The organism is Nostoc sp. CCY0012 (genome assembly GCF_963920855.1).
In the GTDB taxonomy this organism is placed as follows: Bacteria; Cyanobacteriota; Cyanobacteriia; order Cyanobacteriales; family Nostocaceae; genus Cyanocohniella.
Genome location: NZ_CAWUDM010000061.1, coordinates 1 through 12,178 on the forward strand (window position 1 = coordinate 1; position 12,178 = coordinate 12,178).

The window sequence follows — 12,178 nt, forward strand, 5'->3', positions numbered from 1 at the left end:
CCCATCTCCCACTCCCCCCATCTCCCTACTCCCTACTCCCCACTCCCTTCCTGCAACCGCCGTTGCCATTCCGCGTCAATTTGTGCGGAACGCTCAACTTCTTGGTCGATTAAGTCGGTTTCGCTGGAATAGATTACATCGTCTTTGCTGATGACTTTTTCGGTGGCAAATTGTTGGGCGAAATTGATTTTGCGCTGTAAATCAGTATTTGGGTCTGCTAATAGCCTAGATCGAGACAGGCGATCGCGGTTACGGGCAGCGATTTTTTGATTGCGCCATTGAATCCAAAAATAACGTACTAAGGGTATGGCCAAAAATCCTGCGCCGTAAGCTAACAATAACCAATAAATTCCTTGGACAAAAGCAACTAATCCACCTAATTCGGCAGCAACTGTACCATCAGCTATCAAACCTCCCAATATTAATGCCGCGACGAAATTAAGTATCCCCAATCCCGCCGATAGCATAATTTGTCCTGAACTTGCGGCACTAAAACGCCAAGACAATTCTTCTAAGTAGGTGGATACTGACTGATGACGTGTTTTGCTGGCTTTGACTTGCAACTCTGGGAAGTAATAAACAATTTGCCCTTCTGGACTAACTTCTGGTTGCCCATTAAATCTTGTCAGCACAGGCAACATATAATCTTCGTATTCTTGTGTATAATTTGCACCCAGATTATCCAGATAGGGGGCAATTTGTTCGGCTACCACTGCACCACGGTTATTTTGAATCACAGTGGCAATTTCTTGCCAACGGCGTTCTTCTAAGTTGGCGTTAGGATTACCATCGCCAAACAAAAACGAAAATACAGCCTCAAAGAAATTCAGTTCGCTTTCTTGGCGTCTGTCATACTGCCTGCTATACTGTCTTTCCTGGTAGCGTGGGCGATAATTGGGGCTAAAGTACCAAAATAAATTGGGGAATGGGAAATAGAAGAACCCCCCACCCCTAGAACTACTTCCCCGACTGTTGTCGTTGCGATCTGAGCTAGAGGCGGTAATGATGACAATGATGGTAATAGTTATGAGGGCGATGGAAACAATTAAGAGAACTCCAAAAGAAACGCGAATGAGGTAAAACAAACCCCCCCAGACTTTCTGCCACCATTCCCGTAATCGTAACTGCAAGTATTTATTACGTAATATATCTCGGAAATTTCGCGGAAACTTGTAAACAATATCACCAGTTTCTGCTACTTGAAGATGTCCACCAGCATCAGAAGCCAGGGCTAATAATCCTTGGCCAGCCTCTGCCACATTTAATCCTGCCTGGGCTGCTACATCACCAACAGTGACTCGGTAGCCCAGGTTTTCTATAGCTTTCATGATGGTGGGATTGGGAGTCATCGCTCTTCCCTCTTGTTAAAATTCGCTTTGTCTTTATTAAGTATAAAGTTTTATTTTTATGAGCTTGTTCGGGTGCAAGGGATGAAATCCCCAGGAATTATTTTTCGCGTGACTTAGCTGCGATCGCTTCATGCTAAAATTATTAATCTTGGCTTGATTAATCAGCAATTTTTCTGTCCTTAGTATGGTTCAGTATACTCTCGCTCAAAGTCCAGAAATTATCCTCACTGTTTCTGGAAAAGATTCAGCCAAAGCCCGTGATAAAGCTATGGATCAGCTGATGGAATTGATGGAAGCTGGTCAGTTGTCCACGGAATTGGAAGAGGGATTTGGGCCTCAACAATTAATTCAGGTTAAGGAACCAGCTAATGATCCTGTAAGTGGCGAGGATAGCATTACGCAAGCTGTCCAGGTTTTGAATACTCTAGCCACCCTCAAACTCAAAGTGCAGGAAACACGCACTGAAGCATTGGAAGTTCGCCAGGCTGTTGATGTTCTATTTTCAGATGATGCAGTCAGTGAAGAGGAAATAGCTAGCCTGAAGGAAGGTTTTAAAGTCCTAAAAAACTTTGCCCAAGCTAATCTACGCTATCAGGAAGCACGGACAAAAGCCGAACATGCACGGCAAGTTTTGGATCAAGCTTTAAAGTCGCCTGAAAAATAAGACAACATTTTATCCTTGCCATACCAGTAGAGTGTGTTGTCGTGTAGCGTAACCCACTACCCTAGATTTATAGAGAGGACTAAAGTCCTCACTACAAACCCTAACGGTGTCCGTTACCTCTCAATGCAGAGGCACGTGATTCTACATCTCTACTAGATAGTTGCGCTACCATGCTTTGCTGATAGTACTGGTGATAATAGTTATGAGATACAGGTGTAGCGTCTTTAGATCTATTAGCGATCATTCCTAATAGGGGAGTACCAGAGATTTGAATCTCTTCTAATACTTGCTGTAATGCAGTACGCTTGAGCTTACCTAAACCAGCTACTAGCACAATACCATCGGTATTAGAAGCCATTAAGTAGGCATCTGCAAACCCTAAAAGTGGCGGAGTGTCATAAATAACTAAATCGAAACTCGCTTGTAGGTTGTCCATCAAATCATGCATTTTTTGAGACGCCAGCAACCTGACCGAATCAGGGGGAATTGGCCCTGCTGTCATGACAAACAAGTTGTCTTCTAGTGGCGATCGCTCGATGACATTGTGCCAATCTAGATCTTGGGAAATGACATCGGTCAATCCTTGAATATTCATCAGTCCTACTCGATTGTGTAGGGTAGGACAACGTAGATTAGCATCTACTAGTAATACTCTTTGCCCCATAGCTGCGGCCGCTTGTGCTAACTGTATAGCAACTGTAGATTTACCATCTCCCTGCACAGGTGAACTGATTACCAAAGAACGAATTGGTGTATCTGAACCTAAAAGCAAAATGTTGGTGTAAAGCGAACGAAAAACCTCAAAAAATGAGGCGCTATTTGGTTGTTGTATTGCTCTAGATAATTGTGTAGGGTTGGTTGTTTCCAGATCTTTTCTTAAAGGAACTATCCCTAAAAGTGGCAGTCGAGTATTATCTTTAAGTTCTTGCGCGCTATAGTATATATTACTGAGTTTATCTACAATTAAAGCTGCTCCTATACCTAGTAATAATCCTAAAGCACCACCTATTGCTAAGTTTCTCGTAGCACTATCAGAAATAGCTCCAGGACTATTAACTCTAGATAATTTCGGATCAAGTAATAGCCAAGGTTGTTGTTTTTGAGCTTTATCTATTTGTAAGGCTTGTTGTTTAGCTGTAAACTGATTCAGCCCCTCAGTGGCAATTTGTAATTCCCGCTGAATATTATCGTAATTACGGCTAATGCTAGCCAAAATTCTGACTTGATTATTGAGTTCTCTGATGTTCTCAACTAGAGAAATTTCACGAGCCGATAGTGCGCGGATACGGCTTTGAAAATCTCTTTGAACTCGCTCTTCTTCTCCAGCCAGCAAAGGAAGTAAATACGCTTTCCTCTCTCTTAACGTCACCATTATAGGATTATCATCTGTTAATACGGCTGACTGTCTGGTGAGTTCAATATCCGCCGCTTGCAGTTGATCCAGTATTGCTTGATATCGACTATTTTCACTTAGCAAAGAATTACCAGCTCTCTCTCCTGGCTGTTGTGCTAACTCACTTTGTAAGTCCTGATATCTAGCTATAGATTCTTCTAATTGCACCCGGTTTTCTAGTTGTTGACTAGTCAATGTAGAAATTTGATTTGACAACTCCTGACCTTTTTGGGTGGGGTCAATTAAACTATTTTCTAATCGCAGGTTCCGTAGTTGATTTTGCCAATATTGTACCCGCTCATTTAAAGGCTTTCTTTGTTCGTTGACAAAGTTAATCGCCTGAACTACTTCTGATTGCCTATCCTCCAGACTATACTGCAAATAAGCATCAGCTAGTAAATTAGAAAAATCTCTAACTATTTGTCTATCTGGGTTAATAAATTGAACATTAATGATGTTTGGCTCTTCGGATGTAACGATTAAGTTACTCACAAACATGTCATACAACAGATTGGGAGTAATTTCTGAATGTTGAGCCTTAAGTCTGTCAATAAACTCTGGGTATTGAGCCTGGAGTCTGTCAATAAAGTTCGGGTCTTGAGCTTGAAGTTGAGCAATAATCGGTTCGATGACTCTAGGACTCTTTAAAACCTTAATTGTTGTTTGTAGCTCTTGCTGAGGAGTAGCTGTATTTCCTGGGGAATCTATGGATTGAGGGAAATTAGCTACCACCTGACTTTCGCCAGTCCCCCGTCTGGTCAAAATGTCGAACGCCCCTTGATAGACTGGGGGATCTGATTTAGCCTTCAGTACAGATGCAGTTGCTAATACGCCTGTTATACCCACAATTAACCACAATCGACGACGTAAGACTGCTGCAATTTGACCTAGATTCAATTCATCATCACTATTGGACTGAGCAATCTTAGTTTGTGATAACAGGTAGGGGTTTTTCTCTGACTGAAGCATAGTATTTGTAATTGAAACTACTGAAACTTCTTAAACAGACTTGGCGTAGTTTAATTAAACTTGTTCAAAATTGTCTTAGCTTGCACTTTAGCAGAAAAATTACTCAATAAACTGACTAGCTTTATGAAGCAAATAACTTCAGCGGGTATTAGGTTTTTTCCACAATGGGCTATTATACTCAATTATTTTAACTACCCTGTTGAGGATACAACCGAACTGGAATCATTTTAATATATCTACAGTAACATTGCGTAGACCATATCGGTTGCCTCACTTAAGTATTTAGTCACCAAGAGGAAAAGGGGCAGGGAGCAAGGGGGAAAACCGTGACGACGCTTGGACTCCGCCCCATATGAGCGTCCTAGAAGGACGGGGCTTATACCCATGTTCTGCTCCGCTCCACGCAGGGGTAAAGGGCTTGTTCCCCCTGCACCCTGGACTCTTTCCCCTACCTCTTCTGGTTAGCTACAAAAAAAGAGGAGCAAACTTAATTACTCCTCATTTCACTGGGGCGCTAGGATTCGAACCTAGGAATGGCGGGACCAAAACCCGCTGCCTTACCACTTGGCTACGCCCCATCAGTTGACTAAGACACTATAACATTCACTAACTAGGTTTTGTCAAGTACCGTGAGAAAAATTTAGGGATGCTATTTTCTGGTGTTTGACAAAACTTGTTAAAGATTTCTCGCATTGCTTGCTATGGAGAACTAGGTTGTTTGAATAGTTACTGGTGTTGCCGCTGTATATTTGCTGTTCATGACATGGGAAATACCAAAACTTACGCCAAATTAGCGACAAAATCTCCCGAATTGCGGAAATTACTAACATCCCCATATTTTAATTATTATGGTGTATATGCAAAACTATACATAAGCTATAGCTACATTTTAAATGTCAATTAGTTGCCATTTATCTAGGAAAAATAACAGCATTGTATTTTTTCATAAACCTGATTTGACAATTAACTATATGTATGTATAGTATTTTGATAAATCATATACGTAAGTATGACGTTGTATTTCTTCCTTGATAAATAAATGATAATAGATAAAAATACAGTGTTTAATATTAAAAATTAAGGCTGTTTTACTATAAATTTTATCCGATAAAACTAGATTGAAACTGCCGCATAGCATAACTGTCATTTATTGAAATTAGTCCATAATCAAGAGTATTAGGAAGTTTTGCTAAGTCTTGGGTGAAAAATAGTCACACTAAACAAGGAAAATAAGATGAAAATGACGGAATTAGATACTCACATTTGCGACTCTTCGATGGTAGTAGCAGTTCCTGAACAGATTTTTTCCGATATCGGTGGTGAAGCAGTTATTTTGCATATCAAAACGGGTATTTACCACGGACTGAATGAGGTGGGGGCAAGGATATGGACTTTGATTCAAGAACCAAAAGTGGTAAAAGAGATCAAGCAGGTCATTTTAGAAGAATATGAAGTTGCTTCTGATGAGTGCGATCGAGACCTGATAGCATTGTTGAAAGACTTTCTCGCGGCTGGATTAATTGAGGTTAAAAATGAAACGACTGCGTAAGTTTCTGCGCTTAAGTGCAGGCGATCGCAATTTTTTAATCGTCACCTTCTTTTTACTGGCAGCCATCAGGCTAGGACTGGTGTTAATCCAGTTTAATCAACTACTGAAACTCCTCACTAAAATTAGTCACTCCCGTGAACCATTGCCCAGTAACAACCAAGTGTCTGTGGGCAAAATTGTTTGGACTGTCAATAAAGTGACCCGTTATGTCCCCGGTGCTAAATGTCTAGCACGTGCCTTGACTACTCAAGTACTGATGCGTCACTACGGACATTCTGGGGAATTGCGCCTAGGCGTCGCTAAAGTAGACACAGGAAAGTTAGAAGCTCATGCTTGGATTGAATCTCAAGGACTGGTAATTATAGGTAATATCCCAGACCTTTCCCGCTATACGCCCCTACCATCCCTAGAAGGAGTGAAATTATGAGCGGGATTGTGGGTGTGCAGTATCTCAACAATCGTGCGGTAGATCATCAAGATATCCAACGAATGGTTGATATTATCGCCCACCGTGGCCCTGATGGTGCAGATATCTGGATTGAAGATTCTGTTGGATTGGGTCATAGAATGTTATGGACAACCCCCGAATCTTTAATAGAGAAACTACCTTTAGTTAATCAAGCAGCAAAACTGGTAATTACTGCGGATGCCAGAATAGATAATCGTGATGAACTGATGTCGGTCTTGGAATTACCTGACCGTCCCATAGAAAAAATTACAGATAGTGAATTTATATTAGCTGCATATCAAAAGTGGGGTGAATCTTGCCCAGAACATCTTTTAGGCGATTTCGCCTTTGCTATTTGGGATCAAAATAAACAATCTCTTTTTTGTGCGCGGGATCACTTAGGGGTAAAGCCGTTCTATTACTTTTACCAACCAGGCACAATGTTTGTGTTGGCCTCAGAAATTAAAGCCATCTTCGGTTTACCACAAATACCACGCCGACTCAACGAGGTGAGAATTGCCGATTATTTGGCATTGATGATGGAAGATCAAGTCATCACTACTTACCAAGATATTCTGCGACTGCCTCCGGCTCATAGTATGGTCATCAACCAATCTGTCATAAGAATTTGGTCATATTGGCAACTTGACAAACAGCGGGAATTACGGTTATCTTCTAACGAAGAGTATGCTAAAGAATTTAAAAATATTTTTACCGAAGCAGTACGCTGTCGTTTACGTAGTGCTTTTGCGATCGCCAGCCACTTGAGCGGCGGATTAGATTCTTCTGCTATTACTTGTGTAGCTCGGCATTTACTTCACCAAGCCGCAAAACCTCAAGAATTACACACTATATCCAATATTTTTGATGAAATTACCGAATGTGACGAGCGTCCATTCATCAATGCAGTGTTGGAACAGGGAGGTTTAATTCCCCACTATATTCACGGTGATCAGTGTAATCCTTTATCTAACTTAGACAGCATATTTCAGTATGAAGACGAAGCTTTATTAGGCCCTAGTCACTTTTATCCTTGGAACTTAAACCGTGTTGCCAATGAACTAGGAATTAGAATTTGCCTGGACGGATTTGATGGCGACACCGTGGTTTGCCACGGTTCTGCTAGACTTACCGAACTAGCACGCCAAGGTAAATGGCAAATATCAATATCAGAATTAAAAACTGTTTCTGTCCACTTTAACCTCCCCCCCCTGGGTGTATTGCAAAACTATGGTTTGCCTTATCTTCAGGACTTAATCAAGCAGTTTCGGTGGATAGCATTTGCTCAAGCTGTGCAACTAATTCACAAACATTTCGGCATTTCCCGCCGAGTATTAATTATTAAGTTTGGCTTGAAACCTTTAATTCCTCAATCAGTGCGGCGACTTTGGCGGCGGTTACGAAAAAAACCGATTACTTCTATGACTGCTGCCTCACAAACACCCCTAATTAACAGTAAATTTGCTGAAGATATTAACTTAGAGGAACGAATTTACAAGTTTAATGCGTATCCTCAACCACCCTTAACTGTAAGAGAAGAACATTGGCGTAATCTCACACAAGGTATATTAGCTTACACTTTTGAGCAGGCGGATCAATATGCAGCCATGTTCTCTTTAGAAGCTCGTCATCCATTTATGGATAAACGATTAGTAGAATTTTGCCTGGCCTTGCCTTCTGAGCAAAAGTTAGATCAAGGATGGGGACGAGTAGTCATGCGAAGGGCTTTAGCAGGCATACTGCCGGAAAAAATTCAATGGCGTGGCGGAAAAGCAGATATGACACCAAATTTTCACGATGGACTACTCAACCGTAACCGCGAAATCCTGTCAGAAGTAATGACTTATAAACTAGGAAATCTGGAAAAATACGTAGATATAGATTTCTTACAAGCAGCTTATCAAAGACTTTTATCAACCGAAAACCAAGTTCAAAAAGGAGACAGTATGGCCGTTTGGCAGGCGGTAATTTTAGCTTTGTGGCTTGACTACAAGCAAGTGCAGCCGTAAGTCCAAATTCTTGGCAGGTGAATACAAACCGTAAGTCCAAGTTCTGCGAGCGTTAGCTCAAATTACAACTACGTCCATTACAAAACCAAAAATTGAGGATATCAATCATGAAAAAGCAATACAACGCACCCAAAATGTCTAACTACGGTAATGTTGAAGCCATCACACAGGGCTTCGGTGCTTCTAGTGAAACCGATACCATTTTCTTCAATGGTAGTACCTTTAACGGTACAGGTTCAATTGATGGGGAAGTAGTACCCATCAGAAGATAGATAACTGCAATCCATCTTCTCAGTAAATTGCCATCATCAGAGTGACACTATTTTTGTATTCTGTCTCTGTAGTAATTGAACAGAAGAAAATGCGCCAATAAAAGGTTGGGTTAAATATATTTCAAACCCAACCTCAAATAATTTTTCTAATAATTAAATTATTTTAACCTATTTAAATATCAATCATGAAAAAGCAGTACCACCCACCTAAAATTTCCATCCACGGTAATGTTGAAGCTATCACACAGGCTATAGGTTCCGATGTTTTTGTAGATGTAGTTTTCTTCAATGGTTCACCATTATTTAGCATCCAAGGTACAAGTGATATTGATGGAGAAGTAGTACCCATCAATAGACAATAGGTAACAGCCATTTATATTGCCATCATCAAAGCGATACTTGTATTTATAATGTCTTGGGGACAATTTAAAGTTTAGGTTAAAAGTATTTTCAGGCAACCTCAAAATACATGTGACCACATATATTTGGCATCTAAACCTTATCTACTTTGAGAACTGTACTTTGTAGTCAAGATTCTGAGATTGTTTCCTGGCGTCGCCGTGACAAAAACTTCACTTTTCATGATGGACGAGGTTTATAGGGTTCTTGATTTAATATTTGAAAAACATCAATACAACACAAAAAGATTTTTCTGCTCCCTAGCTACGCAAATAATTGTATAAGTCAAACCAGACTATAATATAGACTAAATTGAACATATGAAAGTTTATAAAGCCTTTAACTTATATATTGCCTCAGAAATACAATTACCAGAGCTAATCGAAAGTGAAGGTAAGCCAGATGTGATTGTGCGGTTAGGGAAATTAGATGATACCACTGCCAAGGAATTTGATCTGGGGAACAATTTCCAAGGCACAGTAGCAGAAGTTGGTAGATTTTTAATTTATCAAGGTCAAGAAATAGTAATTGATCCCCTACCAGGAGTAGACGAGAGTTTATTACGCACCATACTTTTGGGGCCAATATTATGTGTTTTATTACGGCAGCGAGGACTGTTAGTTCTCCACGCTAGCGCTGTCAGAATTAACAACCAAGCAGTAGCATTTATGGGTGGTTCAGGTTGGGGTAAGTCAACTTTGGCTACAGCCTTTCACACCAAGGGCTATGATGTCTTAACTGATGATGTCATGCCTATCCAAGTTGGTACAGGGCAACCATTGGTATTTCCGGCATATCCTCAATTTAAGCTGTGGCCAGAAGCCGCTACCTCTTTAGGAGAAGATATTAACAGCTTGTCGCCAATTTTCCCCAATGGACCCAAATTGTCTTACAAAGTCTCTCAAGGTTTCCAACAAACCCCTCTACCACTCCAGAAAATTTATGTGCTGGGTAAAGGAGAAAGCCACGAAATTACTCAAATTCAAACGCAACAAGCCTTTGTGGAATTAGTACGTCATACACGTGCCATCACCTTAATTACAGATCCCGAATTTCAAGCTTCCCATCTCCGGCTTTGTACTGAACTGGTGAAAAATGTTAGCTTTTGTCACTTCATTCGCAAGCCTTCTTTAGCAGATTTACCCGAACTTGTCAAGCTGGTTGAGGAAGACCTCGCCGCTGCAAGTGTAGATAATCTCACTACTGTATAGATTAAATTTGATAGGTTGTGAAAGTTTTGATTAGCAAACTACGCGGTACGAATACCATATTTTCCCACTTATTAAAAACTCTCAGCCTGGTTTGGGCAGCATCTCGCCATTGGACTGTAGCCTGGATGGTATTACTACTAGTTCAAGGATTACTACCAGCAGCTAGTCTTTCTCTGACTCCGCGAGTAGTTAATGCTTTAGTTGCAGTCACGGGAACAGGAATTTCCGCAGCCACTATCCAGACAGTTCTCATCCCAGTAGGATTATTAGTAGGCATCATGCTATTGGGAGAGTTGGTTAACAGTGCGGCGGAATGGATTCGTACAGGCCAATCAGAACTAGTACAAGATTATGTTAGTAGCTTGATTCACAAACAATCAGTTGCGGTGGATTATGGCTTGTATGAATACTCTGAGTATAATGACCAACTCGGACGAGCGCGGGAGGGAGCAAGTGGGCGATCGCTGGCTTTATTAGAAAGTACTGGTAGTCTATTACAAAACAGTATTACTTTAATTGCGATCGCGGCACTTTTACTGCCTTATGGTGTTTGGCTACCTGTAGTTTTAGCCATCAGTGCTTTTCCGGCATTCTGTGTGCTGCTGTATTTAAATAAAATCCAGTATCAATGGTCACAAAAAACCACCACAGATCGCCGTTGGTTGATGTATTATGACCTGCTACTGACAAACAGTGCCACAGCTGCGGAAGTGCGATTATTTGACTTCGGCAATTACTTTCAATCTGCTTACCAAAATTTGCGCCGCAAACTCAGAAATGAACAGCTACAACTACTGAAACAGCAAACCATAGGCCGTTTTATTGCTGGGTTGTTGGGACTGATTGTTTCTGGTCTGGCCTTGGCCTGGATAGGACGACAAGTCTTGTTAGGAATTTTGAATTTAGGTGATTTAGCCTTATTTTTTCAAGCATTCAAACAAGGTCAAGGTGTTGTCAAATCTGTCTTAAGTAACTTGGGGCAAATTTATCGTAATGGCTTGTTTATTGGTAATTTGTTTGAGTTTCTAAAAATACAACCTAAAATCGTAGATCCACTTAATCCTGTCCCCGTACCGGCAAAACCTCAACAGGGCATTGAATTTCGGCAAGTATCTTTCAGCTACCCTGGCACTCAAGAAGCTGTATTGTCAAACTTCAACTTAACCCTACCTGCTGGTAAAATTGTGGCCATCGTCGGTGATAACGGTGCAGGGAAAAGTACACTCATTAAACTTTTATGTCGCTTCTATGACCCTGACGCTGGTAGTATACAATTAGACGGCATCGATATCCGTGAGTTTTCTGTACAACAACTGCGGCGATTAATTACCGTTTTGTTTCAGTCCCCCATTCCCTACTACACCTCCGCGAGTGAAAATATTGCTTTAGGTGACATATCTGCACCCTCAAATCAAGCAGAAATTGAAACATCTGCCAAGGCTTCCGGTATTCACGAAAAGATATCCCAATTACCCTTAGGCTACAACACCATGTTGGGCAAGTTATTTCCCCAAGGAACTGACTTGAGTGGTGGTCAATGGCAACGTTTGGCATTGGCAAGGGCATTTTTTCGCCGCGCCCAAATTATTATCTTAGATGAACCAACCAGTGCAATGGACCCCTGGGCAGAACACGATTGGTTGGAGAGATTTCGCACATTGGCAAGCGATCGCACAGCGGTTGTGATTACTCATCGGTTTACACTGGCAATGCAGGCAGATATTATTCACGTCATGCGTGCTGGTCAGATAGTGGAATCGGGAAATCATGGGCAATTACTAGCCCTAGATGGACTTTATGCCCAGTCCTGGAAAGCCCAAATGCACACTAATCTGACATCCTCTCAAGCCTAAGATTCAATTTTTGTGCCTCCTCTTTCTCACCCGTGCAGAGGTCGATTTCTCTAAAGGTGATG

Annotated in this window: 10 protein-coding genes and 1 tRNA gene; 8 read left to right on the top strand and 3 right to left on the bottom strand. The window is 41.2% G+C overall.

Annotated elements, in window-relative coordinates; all coding sequences use genetic code 11:
- Positions 1–32: 32 nt before the first annotated feature.
- Positions 33–1,349 carry a hypothetical protein gene (locus tag ACM0OS_RS17745; RefSeq protein WP_414544520.1) on the bottom strand — a complete coding sequence of 439 codons (1,317 nt, stop codon included), beginning with the start codon at positions 1,347–1,349 and terminating at the stop codon, positions 33–35.
- 184 nt (positions 1,350–1,533) lie between these two features.
- Between ACM0OS_RS17745 and ACM0OS_RS17750 the strand changes: the two genes are divergently transcribed.
- Positions 1,534–2,013, top strand: coding sequence for a hypothetical protein (locus ACM0OS_RS17750; protein WP_414544521.1), 480 nt, complete (start codon positions 1,534–1,536; stop codon positions 2,011–2,013).
- Between the two features lie 100 nt (positions 2,014–2,113).
- Here ACM0OS_RS17750 and ACM0OS_RS17755 read toward each other — a convergent pair whose 3' ends face one another.
- Together ACM0OS_RS17755 and ACM0OS_RS17760 are read right to left on the bottom strand one after the other, a co-directional pair.
- A complete protein-coding gene (locus ACM0OS_RS17755) occupies positions 2,114–4,375 on the bottom strand; it encodes a GumC family protein (RefSeq protein WP_414544522.1) in 2,262 nt (753 codons plus the stop codon).
- A 506-nt stretch (positions 4,376–4,881) separates the two neighbouring features.
- Positions 4,882–4,953 (bottom strand) — tRNA-Gln (locus tag ACM0OS_RS17760).
- A gap of 656 nt (positions 4,954–5,609) precedes the next feature.
- Between ACM0OS_RS17760 and ACM0OS_RS17765 the strand changes: the two genes are divergently transcribed.
- The 7 genes from ACM0OS_RS17765 (at position 5,610) to ACM0OS_RS17795 (ending at position 12,116) form a co-directional block, all read left to right on the top strand.
- Positions 5,610–5,924 (top strand): PqqD family peptide modification chaperone, encoded by a 315-nt coding sequence (locus ACM0OS_RS17765; RefSeq protein WP_414544523.1) that lies wholly within the window; start codon positions 5,610–5,612, stop codon positions 5,922–5,924.
- Positions 5,908–6,351 (top strand): lasso peptide biosynthesis B2 protein, encoded by a 444-nt coding sequence (locus ACM0OS_RS17770; protein WP_414544524.1) that lies wholly within the window; start codon positions 5,908–5,910, stop codon positions 6,349–6,351. The genes ACM0OS_RS17765 and ACM0OS_RS17770 overlap by 17 nt, the downstream gene beginning before the upstream one ends.
- Positions 6,348–8,381 (top strand): lasso peptide isopeptide bond-forming cyclase, encoded by a 2,034-nt coding sequence (locus ACM0OS_RS17775; RefSeq protein ID WP_414544525.1) that lies wholly within the window; start codon positions 6,348–6,350, stop codon positions 8,379–8,381. The genes ACM0OS_RS17770 and ACM0OS_RS17775 overlap by 4 nt, the downstream gene beginning before the upstream one ends.
- Positions 8,382–8,488: 107 nt before the next feature.
- Positions 8,489–8,653 (top strand): lasso peptide, encoded by a 165-nt coding sequence (locus ACM0OS_RS17780; RefSeq protein WP_414544526.1) that lies wholly within the window; start codon positions 8,489–8,491, stop codon positions 8,651–8,653.
- Between the two features lie 185 nt (positions 8,654–8,838).
- Positions 8,839–9,015 (top strand): lasso peptide, encoded by a 177-nt coding sequence (locus tag ACM0OS_RS17785; RefSeq protein ID WP_414544527.1) that lies wholly within the window; start codon positions 8,839–8,841, stop codon positions 9,013–9,015.
- 357 nt (positions 9,016–9,372) lie between these two features.
- Positions 9,373–10,263, top strand: coding sequence for a hypothetical protein (locus tag ACM0OS_RS17790; protein WP_414544528.1), 891 nt, complete (start codon positions 9,373–9,375; stop codon positions 10,261–10,263).
- 26 nt (positions 10,264–10,289) lie between these two features.
- Positions 10,290–12,116, top strand: coding sequence for an ABC transporter ATP-binding protein (locus tag ACM0OS_RS17795; RefSeq protein ID WP_414544529.1), 1,827 nt, complete (start codon positions 10,290–10,292; stop codon positions 12,114–12,116).
- The last annotated feature ends 62 nt before the right edge of the window (positions 12,117–12,178 follow it).